The organism is Streptomyces prunicolor, from assembly GCF_045162825.1.
Classification (GTDB): domain Bacteria; phylum Actinomycetota; class Actinomycetes; order Streptomycetales; family Streptomycetaceae; genus Streptomyces; species Streptomyces prunicolor.
The window spans coordinates 1,157,584-1,183,741 of sequence record NZ_CP108676.1 but is presented as its reverse complement, the minus strand read 5'-3'; the positions used below and the strand labels follow the sequence as shown (position 1 = coordinate 1,183,741).

Genomic DNA, 26,158 nt, shown 5'->3' with positions numbered 1-26,158 from the left:
CCGCCCTCCCTTGATTCATCGTGTGCCGTCCAGGGCGCCGGACATGAGCCGACCGACCACCTCGGTCAAAAGATCGGTGCCCGCGCTGATGTCGTGGTCGTCCGTCAACTCGCCCTCGTTGTGGGAGATTCCCTCGATGCTGGGCACGAACAGCATGATCGACGGCGCGATGTCCTTCATGTTGACCGAGTCGTGGCCGGCGATGGTCATCATGGTCTGGTGGCTGAGCCCCAGCTCGTCGGCGACGCGGGTGGCGAGTTCGACACCGGCCGCGGGGAACGGTGCCACGCCCCAACCGTGCGTCTGTACCTGCTCGATGGAGACCGACGCGCGCTCCTCGATGCCCGGGATCGACTCGGCCAGCTTCTTGGCCGCCGCGTCGAGCAGGGCTTCGTCGGGCGAGCGCAGGTCGACATGCATACGCACCTCGCGGGCCACCACGACAGGGGAGTTGGGCTCGACGGTCATCTCGCTCACCGAGGTGTGCAGCGGCAAGTCCGTGCTCTGCTCGGCCAGTTCACGTACCGCCACGACGAGGAGCGAGGCACCGAACAGGGCGTCGCGCCGGTCCGCCATGATCGTGGATCCGGTGTGCGACTGCTCGCCGCGCACCACCACCTGGTACTTGCGTGCCGCCCAAGTGGCGTCCACCAGGCCGATGGTGAGCCCCTTGTTCTCCAGGTCGCGACCCTGCTCGATGTGGATCTCGGCGTATGCCGCCACGTCCGGTCCGGGGTAGTCGCCGATCGTGCCGATCTCGCGGAGGGCGGTCTCGACGGTGGTGCCCGCGGGATCGGTCGTCGCGAGGGCGGTGTCGGCCGGCAGCTTTCCGGTGAACACGGCGCTGCCCATCATGCTCGGCTTGAAGCGGGAGCCTTCCTCGTTGAACCAGTTGACCACCGCCACGTTGTACTTCGGTGCGGCGTCGGAGTCGCCGTACTGCCGCACGGCCCGGTGCGCGGCGTGCGCCGAGGCCAGGACGCCGTACGCCCCGTCGTAACGGCCGCCGAGCGGCTGGCTGTCCAGGTGGGAGCCGGTGAGGACGTACGGGGCTCCCGGCGTGACGGTGAAGAGACCGAACTGGTTGCCGACGCCGTCGTAGCGGACCTCGGCGCCGCGGGCGGTGAGCCACTGGTGGAGCCAGGCGCGCTGTTCTCCGTCGGCGGCGGTGGCGGCCTGACGGTCGACTCCGCCGGCGGGGGTGGCGCCGAAGGCGGAGAGGGTCGCGAAGTCCTTCAAGAGGGTGGCGTCGGGGGTGCTCATGATCACGTCCTGTCGGGGGTTGTGGGAGGGGGAGTCGGGGGCTCAGGCGGCGGTCGCCGGGGCGCGGACCGCCGGGTCCTGGATCAGGTGCAGTACGGCCGGGAGTCCGCTCGCGCGGGCGCGGCGGAACGCCTCGCGGAAGCCGTGGTGCGAGGTCACCGTCTCGCCGTACGCGCCGTACGAGCGGGCCCATGCCGCGAAGTCCGGGTTGGTGAGCCGGGTGCCGGACGGGCGGCCGGGGTAGGCGCCTTCCTGGTGTTCGCGGATCGTCGCGTAGCAGCCGTTGTCGACGACCAGGGCGACGAAGACGGCGCCGTGACCCACGGCGGTGGCCAGTTCCTGGCCGTTCATCAGGAAGCAGCCGTCGCCCGCGACCGACACGACCTCGCGTCCCGGGAAGACCAGCGAGGCGGCGACGGCGGCCGGTATGCCCATGCCCATCGCGCCGTTGCGGGGGGCGACGAGCGAGGCCGGGGTGCGGTGCGGAAGGTGGCGGGCCGGCCAGAGGGCGTGGTTTCCGGCGCCGTAGGTGATGACGGTGTCGGGGGTGAGTTCCTCGCGCAGCACGCTCATGACCGCGGTGAGGTCGACGTAGGTGTCGTCGTCCGAGGCCGTCGGCTCGGGTGCGGGAGTGGAGAAGTGCGCGTGTGCCTCCCCGGCCGCCTTGAACCAGGCGACGTCGGCATCCGGTGACGCGGGCGTGGTGACCAGGTCGAGGACGAAGGACGGTGCGTGGGCCGAGACGAACTGGTCGATGCGCCCGCTGTGGCCCTGTGCGTCGCCGGGCAGGACGAGCACCGTCTCCGAGTCGAGACCCCGCGTGTATCCGTCGCTGAGCACGTCGCCGCGAGGGGCGCCGAGGAAGACGGTGAGGTCCGCCTCGTCCAGCAGCCGGGCGGCGTGGTCGCCACGGCCGTAGCCGAGTGAACCGGCGTAGGCACCCGTGCCTCGGAGGTCGTGGGGGACCGCGTCGTAGGCGCGGAAGTCGGCGAGGACGGGGATCGAGTGGCGGGTCGCCCAGCGCATGAGTTCCTGGCCGCTCTCGGCGCTCCAACCCTCGCCTCCTACGACGATCAGCGGGCGCCGCGCGTGCTCGAACCGCCTTACCAGCTGCTTGAGTTCGGCCTCGGCGGCGCGGGGCCTGGGCACCGCGAGCGGCTGGACCGGGCGGGAGGTGCCCGCGGGCAGGGTGAGGACGTCCTCGGGGAGGCCGATCACCACGGGGCCCGGCCGACCGCTCCGCGCCACGTGGACGCTCTCCGCGACGACACGGGCGGCGGCGGTCGGGTCGTCCAGCATGACGACCTTCTTCGCCGTGCTGCCGAACCACCCGGTGAGGTCGAACTCCTGGAAGGACTCCCGGCCCCGGTCGGGCACCGGGACCAGGCCGACGAAGAGCAGCATCGGGGTCGCGTCCTGGTACGCGGTGTGGACGGCGATGAAGGCGTTCGCGGCGCCCGGACCCCGGGTGACCATCGCGACCCCGGGCAGCCCCGTCAGCCTGCCCTCGGCCAGTGCCATGAAGCCTGCGCCGCCCTCGTGCCGGGTGACGACCGTCGAGATCGGCGAGTCGTGCAGACCGTCGAGGACGTCGAGGAAGGACTCGCCGGGGACGCCGTACACCCGCCGTACGCCTTCGCGCTCCAGCTGCGCGACGAGCAGATGGCCGGCGGACAGGGGGCGCTCGGAGGGTTCGGGAGACTCGGGTGCGACGTTCGCCATCGGGTGTGTGTTCCTTCTCTTGAGGCCGCGGTTGCCCGGTCAGTGTTGCTTTCGGGGCGGCCGGAAACACGGGGCAAAGGCCCCCGGATACGGCCGCAGCGATGTGCAGATGAACAGAGGTGGATGCGGGGCCAGGCTCCGTAACACGAAGTTTTCATCCAGTCTTCGTGGTGCGACGTGGCGCATTGGTCATCTGCACAGTCGACGGCCCGTGGCGGTGTGCTTCTGCTCCTTGTGGCCGGTGAAGGGGTCGATGCACGGTGGGCCGACCCGATGGCGCCCGCACAGCACCCAACCGCTTCCTCTGCTCAGACCGGAGTCCCCATGACCGCTCCCGCCTCCCCGCCGATCCCGGACAGCCGGCTCGACGCGACGAAGATGCGCAGGATCTCCCTCGCCAGCATGGTCGGCACCACGGTCGAGTGGTACGACCTGTTCCTGTTCGGCACCGCATCCGCGCTCGTGTTCGGCAAGGTGTTCTTCCCCGAGTTCGACGGGGCCGTCGGCACGATCCTGTCGTTCCTGACCTTCGCCTCCGCCTATCTGGCGCGCATGGTGGGCGCCGTGCTCTTCGGTCACTTCGGGGACCGGCTCGGCCGCAAGTCCATGCTGCTGATCTCCCTGACGGCGATGGGCGTGGCCACCTTCGCCATCGGCCTCGTCCCCGGCTACGGCACCCTCGGCGTGGCCGCGCCCCTGCTGCTGCTCGGCCTCCGGGTGATCCAGGGCCTCGCGCTCGGCGGCGAGTGGGGCGGCGCCGTACTGATGACCGTCGAGCACGCGCCGGCCGATCGACGCGGGTTCTTCGGCTCCATGGTCCAGATCGGTGTGCCGATCGGGACGCTGCTCGCCAACGGGGCGTTCCTGCTGGTGGCCTCCACCACGAGCGACGACGCGCTGTACTCGTGGGGTTGGCGGATCCCCTTCCTCGCCTCGGCGCTCCTGGTCGGCATCGGCGTGTACATCCGGCTGCACATCGAGGAGACGCCGTCCTTCAAGGCCGTCCGCGACGAGGGCGCCAAGGCGAAGATCCCGTTCGTCGCCCTGATGCGCCGGTACTGGCGCCAGGTCCTCCTCGGCGGTGTCGCGACGCTCTCCACGGGCTCGACCTTCACCTTGATGGTGGCCTCCGGCGTCAGCTACGGCACCAACGACCTCGGACACTCCAAGAACCTGATGCTGTGGGCGGTCATGGTGTCCTGCGCCGTCGCCTTCGTGGCCATCCCGTACTTCGGCCGGCTGTCCGACCGGGTCGGCCGCAAGCCCGTCATCTACGCCGGCATCGCGGCGGAGGCCGTCCTCGCCTTCCCGTTCTTCTGGTTGCTGGACACCGGTTCGGCACCCCTCGTCTTCGTCGCCTACGCGCTGATGATGCTCGCCTTCTCCGCCAACTACGGCCCCATCGCGACCTTCCTCGCCGAACTCTTCGGCACCCACGTGCGGTACTCCGGCCTCTCCGTCGCCTACATGCTGTCGGGCCTGCTCGGGTCCGCGGCGACGCCCGCCATCACCGCGTGGCTGCTGACGGCCACCGGGAACAGCTCCTCGATCGCCTGGTACGTCCTCGGCGCGGCGACCCTGTCCCTGCTGGCCCTGTTCCTGCTCGCCGAGACCCGGTTCGGGGACATCGACGAGCCGGGCCTGGCGTCCAGGTCCGCCGGCCGCCCGATCGGGGCCGTCGCATGAGCAGCGGTACGAGCGTCGGCGGGATCACGCGGATCGAGTCGCCGCCGGGCGTCCCCGCCGCCGTAGGCCCCTATGTCCAGGCGACGTCCGCAGGCGGCTTCGTCTTCACCACGGGCCAGATACCCGCCGCCCCGGAAACGTCTACCGGCACCTTCGAGGACGACGTCCACGCGACCCTGCGCAACCTCGAAGCCGTCCTCCACGCGGCCGGTTCCGACCTCGACCACGTCGTCAAGGTCAACACCTACCTCAGCTCACCGGACCAACTCACGCCCTACAACAAGGTCTACGAGACGTACTTCGCCGACCGCCGGGCGGCGCGGACGACGGTGTGCGTGGGGCTGTGGGGCGTGACCCTGGAGATCGACTGCGTCGCGGTGGTCCGCACGGAGGGGGAGCGGTGAGCGTCACGGCGACAGGTCAAGTAGCCCTCGGGCAAGCGGAGTTGCTGGAGCGCCTCACGCATGTCGACCTCCCCACCCTCGGCCACCTGCTCGAAGACGGTTTCGTCGATCCGGCCGTACGACGGCTCGGGCAGCCGCGTCGGATGGCCGGTACGGCCGCCACGCTCGCCCTCGACGCTCCGGACGCCACGGCGGTCAACCGCGCGCTCGTCGCGCTGCGCCCCGGTGAGGTGCTGGTCGTCGACATGCGCGGCGACCACACCCACGCGCCGATCGGCGCCGTCACGGTCGCGGCGGCGCGAGCGCGAGGCGCCGCGGGCATCCTCGTCGACGGCGTGGTGACCGACGTGGACGCGCTGACGGATCCGCACTCCGGCCTGCCGGTGCACGCCCGGGGCACCAGCTGCCTGACCACCAAGCGGCTGGACGGCGAAGGCGGGCGGCACCAGGTGCCCGTGCACATCGGCGGCGTCCGTGTCACGCCGGGCGACATCGTCCTCGGCGACGCCAACGGCGTGATCGCCCTGCCGCCGGGCGCACTGGCCGCCGTAGTACGGCAGGCGGAGTTGTCGGACGCGGCCGAGCCGGAACTCCTCGCGCGGATCCGGGCGGGCGAGGACCTGCGGACGCTTCTCCACCTCGGCTGATCCACCTCGGCTCCGCGAAGGAAGGAAGACGGAAGACACATGACGGAATACAAGATCGTCGACCCGGCCACGAACAGGCTCGTGCGGCGGTATCCGACGTCCGACGACGCCACGGTCGACCGCGCGGTCGAGGCGGCGGCAGCGGAGTTCACCGACTGGCGGCGACGTCCGGTCAAGGAGCGCGCCGAACTCGTCCTCGCCGTGTCGCGGGAGTTCGAGAAGCGGCGCGAGGAACTGGCCGCGATCATCACGCGCGAGATGGGCAAGACCACCCGCGAGGCACTGGGCGAGGTGGACCTGTCGGCCGCGATCTTCGCGTACTACGCGGAGCACGGCCCGGACTTCGCCGCCGACCAGCGGCTCGACATCCGCGGCGGCGACGACGTGGTCGTACGGTCCGAACCACTCGGCGTGCTCCTCGGCGTCATGCCGTGGAACTACCCGTACTACCAGGTGGCCCGCTTCGCGGCGCCCAACCTCGTCCTCGGCAACACGATCGTCCTCAAGCACGCCCCGAACTGCCCCGAGTCGGCGCAGGCCATCGAGGACATGATGCGGACGGCCGGACTGCCGGCCGGTGTGTACGTCAACGTGTACGCCACCAACGAGCAGGTCGCCCGTGTCATCGCGGACCCGCGGGTCCAGGGCGTGTCGCTCACCGGCTCGGAGCGGGCCGGGCGCGCGGTGGGCGAGGTCGCGGGCCGTCACCTCAAGAAGTACGTCCTCGAACTCGGCGGCTCCGACCCCTTCGTCGTCCTGCCCGACGCCGACCTGGAAGCCGCCGTCGGCGCGGCCGTCGAGGGCCGGATGGGCAACGCCGGACAGGCATGCACCGCCTCGAAGCGGTTCATCGTCGTCGACTCCGTCTACGACCGGTTCCTGGACGCGTTCACCGACGCGGTGCGGGCCCTGACCGTCGGGGAACCCACCGATGACGGCGTCTCCTTCGGACCCCTCTCCTCCGAGGAGGCCGCCCGCACCGTCATCGCGCAGGTGGACGACGCGGTGGCGAAGGGCGCGACGGCGGTGACCGGAGGCAGGCGGCCAGCCCGTGAGGGAGCCTTCGTCGAACCGACCGTCCTCACCGGCGTCACCCCCGGTATGCGCGCGTACCGGGAGGAGATCTTCGGCCCGGTCGCGGTCGTCCACCGGGTCCCGGACACCGCGACGGCGATTCGCCTCGCCAACGACACGCCGTACGGCCTGGGCAGTGTCGTGTTCGGCCGCGACCTCGACGCCGCGAAGACGGTCGCCGACGCACTCGACGTCGGCATGGTCTCGATCAACGGGCCCTCCGGCACCCAGGAGGACCTGCCCTTCGGCGGGGTCAAGCTCTCCGGTGTGGGGCGGGAGCTGGGCGCGTACGGCATGAGCGAGTTCGTCAACCGGAAGGTCGTCCGCGTACGGGGCTGAACCCGTTGCTGCCGGGCAGGGAGGAGCAGGCCAGGATGGAGCACATGCACACTCCGCCCTCGCCCTCCGCGCTGCCCCCGCCGGACCCGCATGTCGTCGCGCTGGCCCGCCAGTGCCTGGAGGAGATCGACAGCCTGGTCGACGAATGGGCCGAGTACGTGGGGCCGCTGCGCGCCTCCTACTCGGAGCTGGTCTCCCCGCAGGAGTTCCGCGACAGCGCCTGGCAGGCGTTCGAGGTGCTGCTGCGCACCGTCGCGCGGCTGCCGGTGCCGGAACACATCGCCGGTGTCTCCGAGCGGGTCGGCGAACAGCGCGCCCGGCAGGGCGTTCCGCTGGACGCGCTGCTCCAGGCCGCGCGCGTGGACTTCCGGGTCGTGTGGGCCGCGCTGGTGCGGCGCGCGGGCGACGAGGGCAGGGCACAGCTGGTCAACTCCGCCTACTACGTGTGGGAGGCGGTCGAGCACCACGTCACCGGCATCATGACCGCCTACCAGCGCACCGTGCTGGAGATGGGGCGGCGGACGGAGGACGAGCGGCGGCTGTGGTTCAGCCGGCTCCTGGACAGTGACGGCCGCAACCCGACCGTGGTGCAGGACGCGGCGCGGGCGCTCGGGTTCCAGGTGTCCGGGCACTTCCTGTGCGCGGTCACGCCTGGAGGCGGCGAAGCGTCGCTGCGCGGGGTCGCGAACGCCCTCCGCGGTCTCGGTGCCCCGCTGCAACAGCAGGCGGTCGCCTCGGACATGGTCCTCGTCGTCCAGTTGAGCCCCCGACTGACCCGGGAAGCGGTGCTGGCACAGCTTCAGGGGACGCCGTGCGGTGTCTCCTCGGTGGTGACCGGGCTGACCGAACTGCCCCGTGCGGTGACGCTGGCGACCGCCACGGCCCGCGTGCTCCCGACCGATGCCACCGACCCGCATCGCCTGGAGGACAGCTGGCTCGACGTCCTGGTCCACCGGGCCGGGGACCTCGGCCGGGATCTCGCGGCCGACGTGTTCGGCGGCCTGCACGCGGGAGCTCCTCCGGCGGAGGTGGACCGGCTGCTGGAGACCGTTCAGACGCACCTGTCGGGCACCGGTTCCGTCGCCGACACGGCCGCCGCCCTGTACTGCCACCGCAACACCATCCAGCAACGCCTCAACCGCTTCGCCGAACTCACCGGCCGCGACCCCAGACGCCCCGAGGACGCGGCCCTGGTGGTGCTGGCCCTCAGCGCGAACCGCCTGCCGCTGATGTGACGGGGGTCCAGGTACCCCGACCGACGTGTCGGCGGGGTGCAAAAACGGGCCATAAGAGTTGATTTCCCTGATGGAAGGGGATGTCGAATCAACTCCCGGGTGCGCAGTCTGGGTTGCGCAAGTGCTGAGCGAGCACCCGGAACCTGGAGATCAGAGCCATGCGCAACCCAGATGTCACGGAGCCCCCCACGAGGGGAACGCATCCGCATACCGCCGCCGCACCGACCCGCGGACCCGGAGATTCCCGCCGCGCGAAGCACACGATCGCGTCCGTCGTGACCTCCGCCGTGCTGGCGTTGATCGCCACCCTCTTCGGCCCCCTGGCCACCGCCCAGGCGCAGACCTACCCGTGCCCGGGCGGCCCGTCCTCGGGTGCGTCCTCCTCCGGGTCGAGCTGTCCCACCCTGCACAACCGGGACATCGTGGCGGAGGCGGCCATGCCGGCCACCCTGTACCGCGGCGACTCCCGCGCCCCGATCGCCGACAACAACCAGGGCATCTTCAACACCGGCTTCTGGTCCCGGGGCACCAACTCCGACATCGTGTCCCACGTCCAGGGCGACCGCTCCCTGAACAGCGAGTACATCTCGACCTCGGGAACGCTGGGCGTGACCGAGGACTTCGCGCGCAGCCAGGGCGTGAACAACCTGGCCTCCATCGCCCTGAACAACCAGTGCTCCACGGGCCGGCTCGTCGCCTACGCGATCCTTCCGGGGATCGGCCCCTACCTCATGGAACGCTGCCTCCGCGGCACGATCACCGCCCGCACGTTCGTCTACACGATCGACCCGGCGTACGCGCGCAACGCGCTGTACGTCCCCGACCAGATCCGCAGCAACACGGACCTCTACAACCACTACCACACGCAGAACGAGTGGGCGTACGTCCGACACATCCCGAACTGGGCGATCACCGGCGCCCGCATCTACACGATGACCGCCCGCTACAACCGGGGCTTCCTCGTGCCGTCCACGATCACGTTCCAGTACGACCAGTTCGTGGCCAACCCGCACCACGCCCAGACCCGCATCACCTACGACCCGGCCACCGACCGCGGCGCCGACTGGAACTACGACACGACCCTGAACTCGCCCACCGCGAACAGCTACTCCCGGGGGTGCAGCTCGATCACCAGGTGCCGGAACGGCAGCTGAGCGACGGCTCTCCGTCCGGCGGCGGGGTGGTTCACGGTCACCTGTGAACCACCCCGCCTCACGGGTTCGTTCAGGGGGCCTGGATGTCTCGTTCCACGACTGCCTGCTCACCGACGAGGGGGCGCAGTGTCCGGTGGGCGATGCGCAGGCCCTGTTTCACCTTGTCCTCGGTTCCGGACCAGACGGGGTCCTCGTGTTCCACGGAGACGGTGCCGGTGTAGCCGAGTTCGTGGAAGCGGTCGACGACACGGCGCCAGTCCACCTCGCCCAGACCGGGCACCCGGTAGCGCCACCAGCCCATCTCCCAGGGGTTGTCGCCCTTGTGCACGGTCCCGAAGAAGCCGAACCGGTCGCGCTTGGCGGGGAAGAGCTCGACGTCCTTGGCCTGGGTGTGGATGATCCGGTCGATGTACGGCTCGATCGTCGTGAGGGGGTCGACGCCGATCCAAGTGAGGTGCGAGGGGTCCCAGTTGAGGTAGAAGCCGAGCCCGAACATCCACTCCCACAGCTCGGGGGAGTAGGCGAGGTTGCCCGGATATCCGTCGGGGTGCCAGCCCTCCATCACACAGTTCTCGATCACGATCTTGACGCCGCGATCCGCCGCGTAGGCGACCAGTTCGGGGAGGACCTTCTCGCCCTCGCGCAGGTTCTCCACGACGGAGAGCCCCGGATCGCGTCCGATGAAGGTGCCGACCGACTCCACGCCCAGCCGTGCCGCCACGTCGATCACGTGCCGGAGATGGGTTCTGATCGCCTCCCGGGTCGCGGGGTCGGGGTGCAGGTTGTTCTCGTAGTAGGCCAGCGAGCTGATCTCCAGGCCTGTACGGCCCAGCAGTTCGCGGGTCGCGTCCTCGTCGGCCTGCGAGAAGGTCGCCACCGGGAGATGGGAGGCCTCGAAGTCGCGGCCACCGGTGTTCGGCCACACCGCGACTTCGAGGGTCTGGTAGTCCTCGGCCGCGGCCCAGTGGGCGATCTCGTCAAGGGACAGGGCGGGGAGGCAGGCGGTCAGGAATCCGAGCTTCATGGCGCGGGTCCTTCGGTGGGAGGGGTGGGGGAGGGCGGCCGGGGCTAGGAGTCACCTGCGCCGGTCAGCCCGGGAGAGGAGCCGCACGCGTCGGTCGGTCGAGGTCTGTGGTTCGCGCCGGCCGGCTGGTCGGGGACAGCGGTCCACGCGCGCCGACCGGCCGAGGGCCGTGGTCCACGCGCACCGGCCAGTCGGGGATCGTGGTCGACGCGCGCTGATCAGCCGGGGATCGTGGTTCATGCGCGCCGCCTATCCAGGAACCGACGTCCACGCACGCCGGTCCGCCGAAGCCAGGACCGCGTCCACCAGGTGCGCGGACCGTGCACCGTCGAGCACGGTGGGCAGTCCCTCCGGGGTCTCGCCGCGCAGAGCCGCGTAGGTGTCCTTGACGAAGTTCTCGAAGCACTCCAGATAGCCCTGGGCGTGTCCGGCGGGTACGAGGGAGAGCCGGGCCGCCTCACGGGTGTTGGACGTCGGATCGCGGACCAGGGTCTCGGTGCGGTTGCCGTAGCCGAGCCACAGGGACTCGGGCAGTTCCTGGTCGAAGACGGCGCTGGCGTCCGCGCCGTCGAGTTCGAACCACAGCCGGTTCTTCCGGCCGGCCGAGACCTGCGAGACGGTCGCGGAGACCAGGACCCCGTCCGTCGTCCGCCCGAGCACACCGACCGCGTCCTCCGTGGTGACCGGGACCCGTACCGAACCGGCGAGCGGCGCACCGGAGAACGTGGGACCCCCGGCGTCGAGCCGTTCGGCCACCGTCGTCGCGGTCTCGGCCAGCACTTCGGCGATCCGGACCCCGGCCACCCACTCCACCAGGTCGAACCAGTGCGAGCCGATGTCGGCGAAAGCCCTCGACGGGCCGCCGGCCACCGGGTCCACCCGCCAACTGGTGCTCTCCGGCGGGAGCAACCAGTCCTGGAGATACGAACCGTGCAGCAACTGCCAGGGGCCGAAGTCACCGGCCGCTACCCGTGCCCGCAGCTCGCGGACCATGGGGTGATAGCGGTAGACGAAGGGCACGGTGGCGATCAGGCCCGAGGCCGCGGCGGTGTCGGCGAGCAACCGGGCGTCGGCCGCCGAAGTGGCGATCGGCTTCTCGCAGACGACGTGCTTGCCCGCGAGCAGCGCGTCGCGCGCCTGGGCGACGTGGAGGTGGTTGGGCGTGCAGATGTGGACCACGTCGACGCGGTCGTCGTTCAGGACGGCGTCGACGTCCGGATAGCCGACGTCGAGCTGCCAGTCGTGTGCGACCGCCCGGCTCCGCTCGGGTGAGGAGGCCAGGACGCCGACCACGTCGGCGCCGGCCGCGCGGGCGCTGCGGACGTGGACCCCCGCGATCATGCCCGCGCCGAGGACGGCGACCCGTGGGCGCGGGATGCGGGGGTGTCGTAGAGGGGTTTCGGTGACGCGTGTGGTGTGCCCAGTCGGGGCAGCCATGCAAGATCCTTTCGGCAGGTGCCGTACGGGAGCTCGCTGTTCCGGTCTCATCCGCGACCAACAGTAAGAGGCATACTTCTGTCAGGAAAGCCCTTTGAATATTGTCGTTTCTGGAATATTAATCGTCCGTTGGTGGCGTCGGCCTTTCCAGGGGGAGTGAGCGTGGCAGCACGACTGGGCGCACCGGGCAGCGGCTCGCGCCGTCATCCCGACGCGGTGCGCAGCCAGATAGCCCGGCTGATCGCGGCCGGCGAGGCGGCGCATCGCCTGGACCTGTCCCGGCTCACCGGGCTCTCGCGGTCCTCGATCCACACGCACGTACAGGATCTGGTGGACGCGGGCCTGTTGCACGGGGAGGACGCCGGTGGCGGGGGAAGGGGCAGGCCGGCGCTGCGGCTGAGCCTCGCGGGGGACGCGGGTGTCGTGCTCATCGCCGACCTCACCACCTTCTCGACGCGCTGCCTGGTGACCGACCTGACCCAGCGGGTGCTCGCCGACACGGTCGTCCCCTGGCCGCTCGCCGAGGGCCCGGAGCGCACCGTGAACCTTCTGGTGGAGCAGTTCGCCGACCTGCTCGAACAGGCGAAGGTCCCGGCGGACCGGCCCCGCGTCCTGGTCGTCGGACTGCCGGGTCCGGTGGACGTGGCGCGCGGGATGGCCGTCCGTCCGCCGATCATGCCGGGCTGGGACGGCTTCCCGGTGGCCGAGCGGCTCGGGGGCGAGCTCGGCTGCCCCGTCCTGGTGGACAACGACGTCAACCTGATGGCGCTCGGCGAGGCGCGGACGGTGCCGCCCGAGCAGTTGCCCGTGCTGTTCGTGACCGTCGGCGCCGGTATCGGCGCCGGGTTCGTGCTCGCCGACGGGACGCTGCACCGGGGCGCCGACGGGGCGGCCGGAGACATCGGGCACATCCGTGTCCCGGGTGCCGAGGAGGTGGTGTGCCGGTGCGGAAAGGCCGGCTGCGTCGAGGCGGTGGCGTCCACCGCGGCGCTCGCCCGGCGCCTGGTGGCGACCGGTGAACCGCGCCTCGACGTGGCGGAGGACGGTGCCGCGATGCGGGACTTCCTGGCACGGCTGCGCGACGGTCTGCCGGACGCGCTGCACGCGGTGCGCGCCGCCGGGGTCACGCTGGGCGAGGTGATCGCCCTGTGCATCCACATGCTGAACCCGCGGCACGTCGTCGTGGGCGGAGAGATCGTCGAGGCCAGCGACGACCTGCTCTCCGCGGTGCGGGGCGTGGTGTACCGGCAGGCCCTGCCGCTCGCCACCCGTGAACTGTCCATCACTCGCAGCGAGTTGGGGCGGGACGCGGCGATGGTCGGGGCGATGGTGCTGGGCATCGAGCACCTGCTCTCGCCCGACGGGATCGGGCGCTTCCTGGGCCCGCGCACCACCCACTGAGCGGGGCGGTCCGCCCAGCGAACCGGCGGCCTTTACCGCCTCTCACCGTCGCCGCTACCTTCCGTCGTGTCTCGCACGTCCGGTCTCATCCACCGGCGGACTCGCTCCGCTCGACCGCGACTTGGGAGACACGGTGAATGGATCAACCCCTCGCGCACGCATCGGCGTCGTCGGCGCCGGCATGGTCTTCGACGCCTACGCCCGGGGCCTTGCCTGGTACGGCGACCTGCCGATCATCAGGATCGCCGACATTGACGTCGGCAGGGCCCGCGCCAAGGCCGAGCAGCACGGCATCCCCGCGTACGGCACACCCGCCGAGCTCTACGCGGACCCGGACGTCGACGTCGTCGTCAACATCACGCCCCCCGTGGCCCATTGGGAGGTGACCCGGGACGCGCTCGCCGCGGGCAAGCACGTCTACAGCGAGAAACCGCTCGCCGCGACGGTCACCCTGGCCCGCGAGAACCTCGCACAGGCCGAGGCGGCCGGGCGCGTCCTGGCCGGCGCCCCCGACACGTTCCTCGGCACGGCGGGCCAGACGGCACGCGCCGCCGTCGACGGCGGCCTGATCGGCACGCCCTTCGCCGCCACGTCCTTCGTCCGCTCGTCCAAGGTCGAGGCCAAGCACCCCAACCCAGGCTTCTTCTTCCAGCCCGGCGGCGGCCCGACCCTCGACTGGGGCCCCTACCACGTGGCCGCCCTGGTCAACCTGCTCGGACCCGTCGCCGAAGTCGTCGGCACCAGCACGATCCCGAGCCCCCGGATCACCGTGACCACCCCGAACCGCGTCGTCGACGAGGTCGAGGTCACCGTCCCCACGACCGTCGCCGCGATCCTCCGCACCACATCCGGCGCGATCGTCTCCACCCTCTACAGCTTCGACATCTGGGACATGACCCTGCCCCACATCGAGGTCTACGGCACCGAGGGCACCCTGAACATCCCCGACCCGAACCGCCACGACGCCCCGGTCCTCATCAAGCGCCGTACGGACACGGACTGGTCCGAACTCCCCCCGGTCATCCCGCCCACCCGCGACCCGGAAGCCGGTCCCTTCCGCGGTCACGGCGTGAACGACCTCGTCGAGTCCCTGCGCGGTCAACCACTTCGTGTCCCGGGCGAGTTCGCGCTGCACGTGCTCGAAGTGCTGGAAGCGATCGAGCAGTCGACGTTCGCCGCCGGAGCCCGGGCCATCACCGGCCGCGCCGAGCGGCCCGCGCCCGCGGCCCTCCCGCAGTCCGTCTCCGCCTGAACCTCTCCGGCCCCGCACGTCGGCACCGATCCCGTGCACCACCCCCATCGATCTCGTACGTCCTTGAGAGGAAAACTCATGCAGCGCAGAACCCGTGCAGTCGCGCTCGCGGCTGCGGCGATGCTGGCAGGCGCCGGTGTCACAGCGTGCGGCGGCGGCTCCAGTTCCGCCTCCGGTGACAAAACCATCACCTACTGGGCGTCAAACCAGAGCACCAGCCTCGACGCGGACAAGAAGATCCTCCAGCCGGAGATCGACAAGTTCACCCAACAGACGGGCGTGAAGGTCAAGTTGGAGGTCATCCCGTCGGCGGACCTGCTCAACCGCATCCTCGCGGCGACGACCAGCGGCAAGGGCCCCGACGTACTGAACATCGGCAACACCTGGTCCGCGTCACTCCAGGCGACCGGAGCCTTCGTCGCGTGGGACAAGGAACTGCTGGCCAAAGTCGGCGGCGAATCCCGTTTCCTGCCCACGGCGTTGAAGTCCACCGGCGCCGTCGGCAAGGACCCGGCAAGCCTGCCGCTCTACACCAGTTCGTACGAACTCTTCTACAACAAGAAGCTGTTCAAGGCCGCGGGCATCACCTCACCGCCGAAGACCTGGAGCGAGTTCGTCGCCGACGGACACAAGCTCACCAAGGACACCAACAGCGACGGCAAGACAGACCAGTGGGGCCTCGGATTGCAGGGCGCCGCGTCCTCGTTCGCCGCGCACTTCGCGTTCATTCTCGGCACCCAGCACGGAGCCAAGGTCTTCAGCGGCCACACCCCGAAGTTCGATGACACGGGCATGGTCGACGGAATCGACCAGTGGCTGTCCTGGATCGGCAAGGACGGCATCGTCAACCCGTCCGACGCCGAGATGACCGACAAGGTCGCCCTCATGCAGAACTTCGCCTCCGGCAAGGCCGGGATGATCCTCGCCCAGTCGTCGGCCGGCCAGGCCCTGGGCCAGTACAAGATGACGACGGCCGACTACGGCGTCGTCCCGGTGCCTGCCCAGGACCCGGCGGTCGCGGGCGGCAAGGACATCGGCTCGTTCGTCGGCGGCATCAACGTGGCCGTCTTCAAGAACACCGGGAACCTCGACGGCTCCACCCAGTTCGTCAAGTTCCTGACCAGCGCCAAGGAACAGGTGATCCTCAACAAGGCCTACGGGTCGCTCCCCTCGGTCACGGACGCGAAGGACCCGGCGTTCGACACCCCGGCGCTGGCCGTGGCCCGCCAGACGCTCACCGCCCGGTCCGTACCGCTTCCGCAGATTGCGGAAGAGGCCCAGTTCGAGACCCTGGTCGGCCAGGCCATGAACTCCTTCGCCGCGCAGACCGCCACCGGAAAGCAGCCCGGCAAGGCCACGATCAAGAGCGAGATGGCCGCGGCCGACCAGAAGCTCGAAGCCGGCAGCTAGGAGCAGGACGATGGCAGTCATCAGTCCTTCCGGGACCCGCGAGAGCCCCGGAACCCCGGACACACCGAAACAGCCCACGCGCGGCAGCCGCTTCCGGGCGCGCGGCCGCCGCTGGATCCCGTACGCCTTCCTGCTCCCCGCCCTGGCCCTGGAACTGCTGATCCACTTCGTGCCCATCGTGCTCGGCGTGGCGATGAGCGGCCTGCGGGTGACGCAGTACCAGATCAGCCACTGGTGGGAGGCGCCCTTCGCCGGCCTCGGGAACTTCAGGATCGTCCTGGACTTCGACGGCCCCACCGGCAAGGCCCTGGCCCAGTCCTTCTTCGTCACCCTCGGCTTCACGGCCGTGGTCCTGTCCGGGGCCTGGATCGTCGGCATGGCGGCGGCGCTCGCACTCCAACGCGCCTTCCGCGGCCGGGGGTTGCTGCGGACGCTGTTCCTCGTGCCGTACGCACTGCCCGCGTACACCGCGGTCATCACCTGGCGTTTCATCTTCCAGCGCGACAACGGCATGCTCAACCACCTGCTCGGGCAGCTCGGGCTGATCGACTCCAACCCGTTCTGGCTGATCGGCCACAACGCCTTCTGGGCCGAGTGCGTCGTCGCGATCTGGCGGATGTGGCCCTTCGCCTTCCTGATCCTCATGGCCGGCATGCAGGCGATACCGGGCGAGGTCTACGAGGCGTCGAGCATCGACGGAGCGGGCCCGTGGCGGCAGTTGCAGATGATCACCCTGCCGCTGCTGTCCTCGGTCAACAAGGTGCTGGTCCTCGTGATGTTCCTGCACACCTTCAACGACTTCAGCACCCCGTACATCCTGTTCGGCGGCTCGGCGCCGCCGGCCGGGGACCTGATCTCCGTGCACATCTACCAAAGCTCGTTCGCCACCTGGAACTTCGGCCTCGGCTCGGCCATGAGCGTGCTGCTCCTGCTGTTCCTGACTCTGGTCAGCGCCTGCTATCTCGCTCTCACCCGGAGGACCGGCCATGAATCATGACACCCCGGGCTACCGGGCCTTCCGGTACGTCACGCTGACCCTGCTGTCGGTGTTCGTCGCGGCCCCGCTGTACGTCATGCTGGCCTCGTCGCTGAAGACGCTCCCCGACGTGCAGGGCGAGTTCACCTGGTTCCCGTCGTCGCCGACGATCCAGTCCTTCATCGACATCTGGCACACCGTGCCGCTCGCCCAGTACTTCGTCACCTCGCTCGTCGTGGCCGTGTCCGCCACGGTGCTGTCGGTGCTGGTGGCGATCTTCGCCTCGTACGCGCTGAGCCGCTGGACGTTCCCCGGCAGCGCGAGCTTCAAGGGGGCGGTGCTCGCCACCCAGATGTTCCCCGGCATCCTCTTCCTGCTGCCGCTGTACCTGCTGTTCGTCTACGCCGACCAGAACCTCGGCACCGACCTGGTGGGCACCCGCACCGGACTCATCGTCACCTACCTGACCTTCTCCCTGCCGTTCGCCGTGTGGATGCTGGTCGGCTACTTCGACACGGTGCCGCGCGACCTCGACGAGGCGGCGAAGGTGGACGGCGCCGGACCGCTGCGCACCCTGCTGCAGATCATCGTGCCCGCCGCGACCCCCGGAATCGTCGCCGTGTGCATCTACGCCTTCATGACCGCCTGGGGCGAAGTGCTCTTCGCCTCGGTCCTCACCACCGAACAGACCCGCACCCTGGCCGTGGGCCTCCAGGCCTACTCCACCGAGGCGAACGTCTACTGGAACCAGGTCATGGCCGCCTCCCTGGTCGTGTCCGTCCCCGTGGTCGCCGGCTTTCTCCTCCTCCAGCGCTTCCTCATCACCGGGTTCACCGCAGGCGCGGTGAAGTGACGGTGAAGTGACCAAGTGGCCCCGACAGATTGGACCTTGGCATGCCGGACATCGGCCTGCAGCTCTACACGTTGATGAACGTCCTGGAGGACCGCCCCGCCACGCTGGCCAGGATCGCCGGCCTCGGGGTGACCGCGGTGGAGCCCTTCCGCCTCGGCCGCACCGAACTGACGCGTGCCGCGCGCCTGGCCGAGGCCCGCTCCCTGAAGGCCGACATCGACGCCGCCGGCCTCACCGTCTCCTCCACCCACGCCCGACTGCCCGACGCGGAGGACCCCGGCTGGTTCTTCGAGGAGATGGCCGAAGCGGGCGTGCCCATCGCCATCGCCTCCACCCCCGAGGCACTCCCCGGATTCACCCGCGACGCGCTGGTCTCGGCCGAGGGAGTTCGCCGGTACGCCGACCGCCTCAACGCCCTGGCCAAGGCGGCAGCCGCCCACGACCTGCGGGTCGGCTACCACAACCACTACTGGGAGTGGACCCCCCTCGACGACGGCCGCTACGGCTACGACGTCCTGTGGGACGCCCTCGACCCGTCGATCGTCGCCGAGGTCGACCTCTATTGGGCCCAGACCGCCGGCCAGGTCCCCGCCGACGTGGTGGCCAGGCTCGGCGAACGCGTCGAACTCGTCCACGTCAAGGACGGCCCGGCCGTACGCGGTGAACCCCAAGTCGCCGCCGGCCAGGGCTCGGTGGCCCTGGCGGACGCGCTCGACGCCGGCCGGGACACGATCCGGGTACACATCATCGAGGCGGACGGGATCGCTGAAGGGGCCGACATCTTCGACCTGGTGGCGGAGAGCGTGACCTGGCTGAAGGAGCGGCAGGGGGTGGGCTCCGAGGCGTCATGACGGTGAGTCCCGGGCCGTCGGCGGTCGCTCCCCGGGGCTTGCGGAGCGACCACCGGCGCGGCCCCGGGCAGCGGGATCGCGTCGGCGGCGGGCGTGACGGTCAAGGGCGTGGTCGCCATGCGAACAGCGAGCGCCAGCGGCACATGGGCACTGTTTCCCGCCGCTATACGCCATGTATGGTGAGCCGAAGTCGCTATACATGGCGTATAGCGAACAGGTGCCTTGGAGTCCGTCTGATGAGCGCGGCAGTGAATGAGTCGAGTCCGTCGGACATATCGCCCGCGGCCCGGCGGAAGGTGTTGAAGGCGCTCAGTGGGCTGCTGCTCGCGCTGTTCGTCTCCACGCTCAGCAGTACGGTCGTCTCCAGCGCGCTGCCGAAGATCATCGGGGCGGTGCACGGGTCGCAGACGCAGTACACATGGGTCGTCACCGCGACGCTTCTCACCACCACGGCGACGACACCGATCTGGGGCAAGCTCGCCGACCTGTTCAGCAAGAAGACCCTCGTGCAGGTGTCCATCGGCGTGTTCGTGCTGGGTGCCGTGGCATCCGGGGTGAGTCAGACCGCGGGGCAGCTCATCGCCTCGCGGGCGTTGCAGGGTGTCGGCGTCGGCGGTGTGCAGGCTCTCGTCCAGATCACCCTCGCGGCGATGATCCCGCCCCGCGAACGCGGCCGCTACAGCGGCTACTTGAGCAGTGTCACGGCCACGTCGACCATCGGCGGGCCACTGCTCGGCGGTGTCATCGTGGACACCTCGTGGCTCGGGTGGCGGTGGTGCTTCTTCATCGGCGTGCCGATCGCGGCCGTAGCGCTGTTCATGCTCCAGCGGACGCTGAGCCTTCCCGTCCTCCGGCGTGAGAACGTCAAGATCGACTACCTGGGGGCGACCCTCATCGCCTCGGGTGTCAGCGTGCTGCTGGTGTGGGTGTCGTTCGTCGACAACTCCTTCGGCTGGGGCTCGTGGCAGACCGGGGTCATGGTGGCCGGCGGGCTCGTGCTGATCGGCGCGGCCGTGTGGGTGGAGTCGCGGGCCGTCGAACCCGTCGTACCGCTCCACATCGTGAAGCAGCGCACGACCGCGCTGGCGATCGTCGGCAGCCTCGCCGTCGGTACGGCCATGTTCGGTGCCGCGGTGTTCCTCAGCCAGTACTTCCAGCTCAGCCGTGGACACAGCCCGACCGAGGCGGGCCTGCTGACGATTCCGATGATGGCGGGCATTCTCGTCGCCTCCACGGTCGCGGGGCGGCTGATCAGCCGGACCGGGAAGATCAAGCCGTTCATCATCACCGGCGCCGTCCTGCTCACGGTCGGGTTCGCCGTGCTCGGCACCATCGACTCGAAGACGCCCATGCTCCTGCTGGGCGTGGCGATGCTGTGCGTCGGGATGGGTGTCGGCATGACGCTGCAGAACCTGGTGCTCGTCGTGCAGAACACCGTGCCGCTGAAGGACATCGGCGCGGCCAGCTCCACGGTGTCGTTCTTCCGCTCCCTCGGCGGCACGATCGGCGTCTCCGTCCTCGGCGCCGTACTCGCCCGGCACGTCCAGGACCAGATCGCCCACGGACTCGCTTCGGCGGGACTGCGGACCACGGGCTCCGCCTCTGACGTCTCCGCGCAGCCCGCCGCCGTACAGGAGATCATCCGTGTCGCGTACGGCGACGCCACCGCCCAGATCTTCCTCCTCTCGGCCGGTGCGGCCGTCCTCGCGGTGGTCGCCGCGATCCTGCTGAAGCCGGTCAGTCTGCGCAGCAGCCTCGACCTGACCGAGAAGAGCGGGGGAGCGGCGACGGTCGCGGCTGAGGCGGGGTGATGGGCCGAACCAGTCGGCGATGTTCTGCGGGCGACCCTCTCTCAACCCGTCTACCTGGGTAAACTGTCGGGAACGCCAAGTGCCTTGAGAGGGAGTCGGGATGCCGCCGCACAGTCCTTCCGCGGCCGGGGTCCCGGACGAGGGCGAGGGTGACGAGCGGACTGCGCCGCCCGTCCGGCAGGCGCTGTCGGACAGTGTGTACGAGCGCATCAAGGCGATGGTCATGGACCACGAGATCGCCCCCGGCGCCCGCGTCGGCATCGAAGCCCTCGCCCGCACCCTCAAGGTCTCGCCAACTCCCGTACGGGAGGCGCTCGCCCGGCTGGAGTCCGACGGCCTGGTGGTGAAGCGGGCGCTCTCCGGATACCGGGCCACGCAGCTGCTCACCAGCCAGGGTCTCGACGAACTCTTCGAAATGCGGCTGCTGTTGGAGCCGAAGGCAGCCGCGCTGGCCGCCGTCAACGCGACCGAAGCGCAACTCGACGGCCTTGAGCGGATCGTCGAGGAGATGCAGGCCCACCCGAGTCCGAACGAACGGTACGCGTCGTACCGCGACTTCGCCGCCCTCGACCAGCGCTTCCACGAGGCGATCGGACAGGCCGCGCACCGACCACTGCTGGCGGACGCGGTGGAACGGCTCCACGCCCATCTGCACATCTTCCGGCTCAGCAAGGTGGTTGGCGCCTGGGGCCCCACCGTCGCCGAGCACGAGCGGATCGTACGGGCCGTTCTGCGCCGCAACCCGGAACGGGCGGCCGAGGCGATGACGGAGCACCTGACGCGCAGCCTGGAACGGCAGATCGAGGACGGCGAGGGTCCGCCTTCCAGCCCCCTGTAGCGTGAACGGCCGTTCCAGGGGCTGGGGTTCAGGGTGTCGCGCGCACCGTACGGTCGTGGATCAGGCGGATCACCCGGCCGCTCATGCGGTCGTAGTCGCGGTCGTTGTCGAGTTCGCCGCGGATGCGGTGGTCCGTCATGACGACGATGCGGTCGGCGAGGGTGACCATCTCCGCGAGGTCGCTGCTGATGAGGAGGATGGGCAGGCCGTCGCGGGCCAGGTCCCAGATCAGTTCGTGGAAGGCGCGCTTGGTGCGGACGTCCACGCCCACCGTCGGCTCGTCGATGACCAGCAACCGGGTATCCGCGGCAAGCCACTTGGCGAGGCTGACCTTCTGCTGGTTCCCGCCCGAGAGCTCACCCGCGTTCTGCCCGAGCCCCGAGACCCGGATGCCGAGCCGGTCGACGAGATCCTGCGCGACGTCCCGCTCCTCGCGCGCCGAGACGAACCCGAGTGCCTTGGCGAGCCGCTTCCACACCGTCACCGTGATGTTGCGGACGATGGGCTGCTCAAGGAAGACGCCCTCCTCCTTGCGATTCTCGGTGACGTACCCGATGCCGTACTCGTGCAGGGCCTGGCGGGGCGAGGTGATGCGGACCGGACTGCCGTGGACGCGGACCTCACCGCCGGTGATGCGGTCCAGGCCCAGCACCGCCTTGACCAGTTCGCTGCGCCCGGCGCCGACCAGTCCGTACAGGCCGACGATCTCGCCGGGCCGGACCTCCAGGCTGATGTCACGGTGTCCGCCGGCCGTGGAGACCTTGTCCAGTACGAGAGTTGGGGTAGCGGTGGGATCGACTGTGCGGGGGCGCATCTCCGTCGCCGCGTGGGCGCGGCCCACCATGAGGCCCACGATGTCGTCGTGGGTGTGGTCGGGGAGGGGAGAGGACTCCAGGACCGACTTGCCGTCGCGCAGCACGGTGACCGTGTCGCAGACCTCGAAGACCTCCTCCAGCTTGTGGCTGACGAAGACGACACAGGCGCCTCGGGCGGCCAGTCGCCGGATCACCTCGAAGAGGCGTTCCGTCTCCTGCGGGGAGAGGGACGCGGTCGGTTCGTCGAGCAGGAGGACCCGGCTCTCGGTGTAGAGGGCCTTGGCTATCTCCACCAACTGCTGTTGCGCCACGGACAGTTCACGCACCGGGCGCTGCGGGTCGAGGTCGACGCCGAGTTCCGCGAGGCAGGCGACGGCCGGTGCGGTCATCGCCTCGCGGTCGACCAGGCCGCGGTGGGAGGGCGGGTTCTGCAGGGTGATGTTCTCCGCCACCGAGAATCCCGGGATCAGGTTGCGTTCCTGGTGGACGACACCGATGCCGGTCCGTGTCGCCTCCAACGGCGAGCGCAGATGGACCTGTTGGCCGTTCCAGGTGAGCCTGCCGCCGTCGGGGGAGTGGACGCCGGTGAGGACCTTGATGAGGGTCGACTTGCCGGCGCCGTTCTCGCCGAGGAGCGCGTGCACGCTGCCGGCGGTCAGCCGTAGCCCTACGCCGTCCAGGGCCCGGACACCGGGGAAGACCTTGACCAGGTCCTGGCATTCGAGAAGAACCGTGCCGCTCACTGGGCACCTCCGGTCTGCGGCAGGACGGCGCCGTCGGTCGTCGCGGACTTCTCCAGGCGCGTCTGGTGCAGCCGGCCACCGGCGACCGTACCGAGCACGACCAGGCCGATCAGCAGGTTCACCCAGCTCGGGTCCAGCGAGAACTGGGCGCGCGCTGCGTCGATCAGCCGGGTCACGAAAGCCGCAAGTACCGTGCCCAGCACGGCGATTGAACCGCCGGTCAGCGCCACGCCCCCGATGATCGGCGCGGCGAAGCTCGGCAGCAGCCAGTCACCGCCGACGCTGCGGTTGACGCCCGGAAGGGAGGCCGTGGCGGTCACGGCGGCCACGCCGATCAGCAGCCCGGACAGCGTGTGCGCGGCGACGATCTGCCGGTCGGTGGAGATACCGGACAGCCGGGCCGCGAGCGGGTTGCCGCCCGCCGCGAGGAGCCGTCGGCCCGCGACCGTGCGGTACATGAACGCGGCCAGCAGCGCCGCCGCAACGAGCGCGGTGACGAAGACGAGGGGGATGTTCAGCGGCGCCGCCGTGCCGAAGTCGCGCAGCGTGCGCGAGTAGCCGTCGACGGTACGGGTGCCGGTGAGCCGGTACTGCGCGCCCAGGAGGATCGTCATCGTGGCGAGGGTGACGATGAACCCGTTGATCTGGGTGCCCACGATGGCGACACCGGTCGCCAGCCCGATGGCCGTCGCCGTCAGCAGGCCCACGATCACGGCGACTCCGGCGGGCACCCCGTGGTCGGCCATGAGGACGCCCATCAGGCATGCGGTGAAGCCGCCCAACGCGCCTACGGCGAGGTTGAGTTGACCCACGCAGAGCGCCACCATCTGGGCCAGCCCGATGAGAATGGGAGTGGCCAGGTACTGGAGGAAGACCCGCACCGAGGGGCCCTCGAAGAAGGAGCCCGACGAGGCGATGCCCAGCGCCACGTATCCCACCACGACCACGCCCAGCAGCATCGCCGCCGTGGAACGGGAGAACCGGCGCAGCGCCGAGCCGCCCCAACTCCCTTGCCCCAGCGTCACGTTCAAGCGGTTCATGTGGAGCGCACCACCTTGCGATAGGACACCACTGTGCGGATCCGGTCGGCCGACAGGGCCAGCAGGAGGACACAGCCGAGATAGATGTTCAGGCTCTCCAGGCCCACGCCGAGCAGGTCGAGGCCCTTGCGGATCACGCCGACCAGGGCGGTGCCGAGCAGCGTGCCCAGCACGGACACCACCCCGCCGGTGAGCAGGGTGCCGCCGAGTACCGCGCCCAGGAAGGACGGCAGCATGAAGTCGTCGCCGATGGAGGCGCGGAACGTACCCGTGCCGGCCGCCGCCATGAACCCGGCGAGCGCCGCGAGCAGCCCCGACAGCGTGTGCGCGAGCAGGACCCGGCGGCCGGTGGGAATGCCGGACAGCTCCGCGGCGGCCGGATTGGCGCCGGTGAGCAGCAGTTCACGGCCGATGCGCGTACAGCCGTAGAGGAAACCGAGGGCGAGCATCGCGAGGACCGTGAACTGGGCGATCTGTGGGACGGCGGGGGAGCCGCAGATGGGGCCCGCGCAGATGTCGGCGAGGGAGTAGGAGCGCAGGGCGTCGATTCCGGAGGGGTGGGTGGTGAAGGCGGCGTCGTCGGTGAGGGACGAGTACATGAGGGAGACCAGGCCCAGGAGGGCGAAGTCCATGGCCAGGGTGACGACGAAGGAGCTCACTCCGGTACGGGCGATGAGCCAGCCCGTGACCGCGCCGATGGCCGCCCCGGCGGCCAGGCACATCAGCAGCCCCACCTGCATCGGGACGCCGAGACGGTCGTAGCCGAGACCCGCGAACATGGCGCCGAAGGCTGCCATGCGGCCGACCGCGAGGTTCATGTGGCCCACGGACAGGGCGACCATCTGCGCGAGTGCGACCACGGTGAGCGTGGCGACGTCCCGCAGGAGCGGGAAGAGCACCAACTGCTGGTCCAGGAAGGCCGGTCGGAGCACGCCGAACAGGACGCTGAGCGCGATGACGAGCACCAGCAGGCCGAGTCGCTGGTTGACCCAGAACGGCATGCGGTGGGTGGCCGTCTTCTCCTCCGGGACGGTGTCCGGCGGGCTGATCGAGGTCGTCATGCCACCCTCCGGTCGTCCAGCGCGTCCGGGTCCCAGTCGATGCCGATGCCCGGCGAGTCCGGGGCTACGGCCTTCCCGTCGCGGATGGTCAGTTCGGTGCGGGTGACCGCCCTCAACTGCGGTATGTACTCGACGTATTGGCCGTTCGGTACGGCGGCGGCGAGGCTGACGTGCAGTTCCATCAGGAAGTGCGGGCAGACCGCGACGTTGTGACTCTCCGCCAGGTGCGCGACCTTCAGCCACGGCGTGATGCCGCCGATCCGCGCGGCGTCGACCTGCACGACGGACGTGGCACCGGCCTCCAGGTAGGAGCGGAACTGCATGAGCGAGTACATGGACTCGCCGACGGCGACGGGGATGCGGGTCGCCGCTGCGAGCCGCGCGTGCCCGCTGATGTCGTCGGCGGGCAGCGGCTCCTCCAGCCAGTACGGGTCGTACGGTTCCAGCGCGGCGGCGAGCCGGAGGACGGAGGATGCCGTCTGGGACTGGTTGGCGTCGGTCATGATGTGCAGGGAAGGGCCGACTGCCTCGCGGACCGCGCGCAGGCGTTCGGCGTCCTCGGCGGGGTGCGGCCGGCCCACCTTGATCTTGACGCCCGCCCAGCCCAACTCCTGTGCGCGCAGGGCGCTTTTGACCAGTTCCTCGGCGCTCAGATGGAGCCAGCCGCCCTCGGTGTCGTAGACCGGCACCTCCTGACGGTGACCGCCGGCCAGCCGCCACAGCGGTTCGCCCGCCCGTTTGCAGCGCACGTCCCACAGGGCTGTGTCGACTGCGGCGAGGGCGAGTGAGGTGATGGCTCCGGTGGTGGTGGAGCGGGTCAGCGCGAACAGCCGTTGCCACAGCGCCTCGATGTTGCGGGCGTCCTGTCCGACGAGCGCGGGCAGCAAGTGGTCGCGCAGCAGGGCGAGTACGGAGCTGCCGCCGGTGCCGATCGTGTAGGAGTAGCCGGTGCCCGCGAGGCCGTCGGCCGTCTCCAGGCCGACCAGGACCGTCTCCTGTTTGACGAACGACTGCACCGCGTCGGTACGGTCCTGCTCGACGGCGATGTCGACCAGCCTCGCGGTCGCGGCCGTGATGATGCTGCTGCTCATTCAGCAATTCCGGTTTCTGTCGTGGGGGTTG

Annotated in this window: 22 protein-coding genes; 14 read left to right on the top strand and 8 right to left on the bottom strand. The window is 70.1% G+C overall.

Translation table 11 applies throughout. The features are described 5' to 3' along the window. Nucleotides 1-15: 15 nt before the first annotated feature. Nucleotides 16-1,263 (bottom strand): M20 family metallo-hydrolase, encoded by a 1,248-nt coding sequence (locus tag OG588_RS05365; RefSeq protein ID WP_405946260.1) that lies wholly within the window; start codon nt 1,261-1,263, stop codon nt 16-18. A 42-nt stretch (nt 1,264-1,305) separates the two neighbouring features. Next, nucleotides 1,306-2,985 carry a thiamine pyrophosphate-dependent enzyme gene (locus OG588_RS05360; RefSeq protein WP_405946259.1) on the bottom strand — a complete coding sequence of 560 codons (1,680 nt, stop codon included), beginning with the start codon at nt 2,983-2,985 and terminating at the stop codon, nt 1,306-1,308. 324 nt (nt 2,986-3,309) lie between these two features. Here OG588_RS05360 and OG588_RS05355 point away from each other — a divergent pair, with 324 nt between their 5' ends. The 6 genes from OG588_RS05355 to OG588_RS05330 all read left to right on the top strand — a co-directional run bounded on the left by OG588_RS05355 (nt 3,310) and on the right by OG588_RS05330 (nt 9,524). Then, nucleotides 3,310-4,671, top strand: coding sequence for an MFS transporter (locus tag OG588_RS05355; RefSeq protein WP_405946258.1), 1,362 nt, complete (start codon nt 3,310-3,312; stop codon nt 4,669-4,671). After that, nucleotides 4,668-5,075: a RidA family protein gene (locus OG588_RS05350; protein WP_405946257.1), complete on the top strand. Its 408-nt coding sequence runs from the start codon at nt 4,668-4,670 to the stop codon at nt 5,073-5,075. Before OG588_RS05355 ends, OG588_RS05350 begins: the two co-directional genes overlap by 4 nt. Further along, nucleotides 5,072-5,722 (top strand): RraA family protein, encoded by a 651-nt coding sequence (locus tag OG588_RS05345; RefSeq protein WP_405946256.1) that lies wholly within the window; start codon nt 5,072-5,074, stop codon nt 5,720-5,722. The genes OG588_RS05350 and OG588_RS05345 overlap by 4 nt, the downstream gene beginning before the upstream one ends. 39 nt (nt 5,723-5,761) lie before the next feature. After that, nucleotides 5,762-7,135 (top strand): NAD-dependent succinate-semialdehyde dehydrogenase, encoded by a 1,374-nt coding sequence (locus OG588_RS05340; protein ID WP_405946255.1) that lies wholly within the window; start codon nt 5,762-5,764, stop codon nt 7,133-7,135. A 35-nt stretch (nt 7,136-7,170) separates the two neighbouring features. Continuing rightward, nucleotides 7,171-8,370 carry a PucR family transcriptional regulator gene (locus OG588_RS05335; RefSeq protein ID WP_405946254.1) on the top strand — a complete coding sequence of 400 codons (1,200 nt, stop codon included), beginning with the start codon at nt 7,171-7,173 and terminating at the stop codon, nt 8,368-8,370. A gap of 275 nt (nt 8,371-8,645) precedes the next feature. Beyond that, entirely contained in the window at nt 8,646-9,524 is an 879-nt protein-coding gene (locus tag OG588_RS05330) for a hypothetical protein (protein ID WP_405946253.1), read from the top strand. A 70-nt stretch (nt 9,525-9,594) separates the two neighbouring features. Here the strand turns inward: OG588_RS05330 and OG588_RS05325 are convergent, their stop codons facing one another. Then, the gene (locus OG588_RS05325; RefSeq protein ID WP_405946252.1) at nt 9,595-10,548 is read right to left on the bottom strand and encodes a sugar phosphate isomerase/epimerase family protein; all 954 of its coding nucleotides are present in this window, start codon (nt 10,546-10,548) and stop codon (nt 9,595-9,597) included. A gap of 249 nt (nt 10,549-10,797) precedes the next feature. Beyond that, nucleotides 10,798-11,985 carry a Gfo/Idh/MocA family protein gene (locus tag OG588_RS05320; protein ID WP_405946251.1) on the bottom strand — a complete coding sequence of 396 codons (1,188 nt, stop codon included), beginning with the start codon at nt 11,983-11,985 and terminating at the stop codon, nt 10,798-10,800. Between the two features lie 162 nt (nt 11,986-12,147). Here OG588_RS05320 and OG588_RS05315 point away from each other — a divergent pair, with 162 nt between their 5' ends. The 8 genes from OG588_RS05315 (at nt 12,148) to OG588_RS05280 (ending at nt 21,377) form a co-directional block, all read left to right on the top strand. Next, nucleotides 12,148-13,386, top strand: a complete 1,239-nt coding sequence (locus OG588_RS05315) for an ROK family protein (RefSeq protein WP_405946250.1) — start codon at nt 12,148-12,150, stop codon at nt 13,384-13,386. A gap of 133 nt (nt 13,387-13,519) precedes the next feature. Then, nucleotides 13,520-14,638: a Gfo/Idh/MocA family protein gene (locus OG588_RS05310; protein WP_405946249.1), complete on the top strand. Its 1,119-nt coding sequence runs from the start codon at nt 13,520-13,522 to the stop codon at nt 14,636-14,638. A 78-nt stretch (nt 14,639-14,716) separates the two neighbouring features. Further along, nucleotides 14,717-16,048 (top strand): extracellular solute-binding protein, encoded by a 1,332-nt coding sequence (locus tag OG588_RS05305; RefSeq protein ID WP_405946248.1) that lies wholly within the window; start codon nt 14,717-14,719, stop codon nt 16,046-16,048. 10 nt (nt 16,049-16,058) lie between these two features. Further along, nucleotides 16,059-17,045, top strand: a complete 987-nt coding sequence (locus OG588_RS05300; RefSeq protein ID WP_405946247.1) for a carbohydrate ABC transporter permease — start codon at nt 16,059-16,061, stop codon at nt 17,043-17,045. Beyond that, nucleotides 17,035-17,877, top strand: coding sequence for a carbohydrate ABC transporter permease (locus OG588_RS05295; RefSeq protein WP_405946246.1), 843 nt, complete (start codon nt 17,035-17,037; stop codon nt 17,875-17,877). Before OG588_RS05300 ends, OG588_RS05295 begins: the two co-directional genes overlap by 11 nt. Nucleotides 17,878-17,918: 41 nt before the next feature. Continuing rightward, nucleotides 17,919-18,728, top strand: a complete 810-nt coding sequence (locus tag OG588_RS05290) for a sugar phosphate isomerase/epimerase family protein (protein WP_405946245.1) — start codon at nt 17,919-17,921, stop codon at nt 18,726-18,728. Between the two features lie 236 nt (nt 18,729-18,964). Beyond that, complete coding sequence (locus OG588_RS05285; protein ID WP_405946244.1) at nt 18,965-20,539, top strand: MFS transporter; 1,575 nt, start codon at nt 18,965-18,967, stop codon at nt 20,537-20,539. Between the two features lie 100 nt (nt 20,540-20,639). Further along, nucleotides 20,640-21,377: a GntR family transcriptional regulator gene (locus OG588_RS05280; RefSeq protein ID WP_405946243.1), complete on the top strand. Its 738-nt coding sequence runs from the start codon at nt 20,640-20,642 to the stop codon at nt 21,375-21,377. Nucleotides 21,378-21,405: 28 nt separating this feature from the next. Here OG588_RS05280 and OG588_RS05275 read toward each other — a convergent pair whose 3' ends face one another. Genes OG588_RS05275 through OG588_RS05260 form a run of 4 tightly spaced genes read right to left on the bottom strand, consistent with a single transcriptional unit; the run spans nt 21,406 to nt 26,127 of the window. Next, the gene (locus OG588_RS05275; RefSeq protein WP_405946242.1) at nt 21,406-22,935 is read right to left on the bottom strand and encodes a sugar ABC transporter ATP-binding protein; all 1,530 of its coding nucleotides are present in this window, start codon (nt 22,933-22,935) and stop codon (nt 21,406-21,408) included. Then, a complete protein-coding gene (locus OG588_RS05270; protein WP_405946241.1) occupies nt 22,932-23,975 on the bottom strand; it encodes an ABC transporter permease in 1,044 nt (347 codons plus the stop codon). The genes OG588_RS05275 and OG588_RS05270 overlap by 4 nt, the downstream gene beginning before the upstream one ends. Beyond that, a complete protein-coding gene (locus tag OG588_RS05265) occupies nt 23,972-25,036 on the bottom strand; it encodes an ABC transporter permease (protein ID WP_366099553.1) in 1,065 nt (354 codons plus the stop codon). Before OG588_RS05265 ends, OG588_RS05270 begins: the two co-directional genes overlap by 4 nt. Next, the gene (locus tag OG588_RS05260) at nt 25,033-26,127 is read right to left on the bottom strand and encodes a mandelate racemase/muconate lactonizing enzyme family protein (protein ID WP_405946240.1); all 1,095 of its coding nucleotides are present in this window, start codon (nt 26,125-26,127) and stop codon (nt 25,033-25,035) included. Before OG588_RS05260 ends, OG588_RS05265 begins: the two co-directional genes overlap by 4 nt. Nucleotides 26,128-26,158: the final 31 nt, after the last annotated feature.

Coding starts and splice junctions, on each gene's coding strand:
- OG588_RS05365 (WP_405946260.1), bottom strand. CDS start 1,263: ATGAGCACCCCCGACGCCACCCTCTTGAAGGACTTCGCGACCCTCTCC.
- OG588_RS05360 (WP_405946259.1), bottom strand. CDS start 2,985: ATGGCGAACGTCGCACCCGAGTCTCCCGAACCCTCCGAGCGCCCCCTG.
- OG588_RS05355 (WP_405946258.1), top strand. CDS start 3,310: ATGACCGCTCCCGCCTCCCCGCCGATCCCGGACAGCCGGCTCGACGCG.
- OG588_RS05350 (WP_405946257.1), top strand. CDS start 4,668: ATGAGCAGCGGTACGAGCGTCGGCGGGATCACGCGGATCGAGTCGCCG.
- OG588_RS05340 (WP_405946255.1), top strand. CDS start 5,762: ATGACGGAATACAAGATCGTCGACCCGGCCACGAACAGGCTCGTGCGG.
- OG588_RS05335 (WP_405946254.1), top strand. CDS start 7,171: ATGGAGCACATGCACACTCCGCCCTCGCCCTCCGCGCTGCCCCCGCCG.
- OG588_RS05325 (WP_405946252.1), bottom strand. CDS start 10,548: ATGAAGCTCGGATTCCTGACCGCCTGCCTCCCCGCCCTGTCCCTTGAC.
- OG588_RS05320 (WP_405946251.1), bottom strand. CDS start 11,985: ATGGCTGCCCCGACTGGGCACACCACACGCGTCACCGAAACCCCTCTA.
- OG588_RS05305 (WP_405946248.1), top strand. CDS start 14,717: ATGCAGCGCAGAACCCGTGCAGTCGCGCTCGCGGCTGCGGCGATGCTG.
- OG588_RS05300 (WP_405946247.1), top strand. CDS start 16,059: ATGGCAGTCATCAGTCCTTCCGGGACCCGCGAGAGCCCCGGAACCCCG.
- OG588_RS05295 (WP_405946246.1), top strand. CDS start 17,035: ATGAATCATGACACCCCGGGCTACCGGGCCTTCCGGTACGTCACGCTG.
- OG588_RS05290 (WP_405946245.1), top strand. CDS start 17,919: ATGCCGGACATCGGCCTGCAGCTCTACACGTTGATGAACGTCCTGGAG.
- OG588_RS05285 (WP_405946244.1), top strand. CDS start 18,965: ATGAGCGCGGCAGTGAATGAGTCGAGTCCGTCGGACATATCGCCCGCG.
- OG588_RS05280 (WP_405946243.1), top strand. CDS start 20,640: ATGCCGCCGCACAGTCCTTCCGCGGCCGGGGTCCCGGACGAGGGCGAG.
- OG588_RS05270 (WP_405946241.1), bottom strand. CDS start 23,975: ATGAACCGCTTGAACGTGACGCTGGGGCAAGGGAGTTGGGGCGGCTCG.
- OG588_RS05265 (WP_366099553.1), bottom strand. CDS start 25,036: ATGACGACCTCGATCAGCCCGCCGGACACCGTCCCGGAGGAGAAGACG.
- OG588_RS05260 (WP_405946240.1), bottom strand. CDS start 26,127: ATGAGCAGCAGCATCATCACGGCCGCGACCGCGAGGCTGGTCGACATC.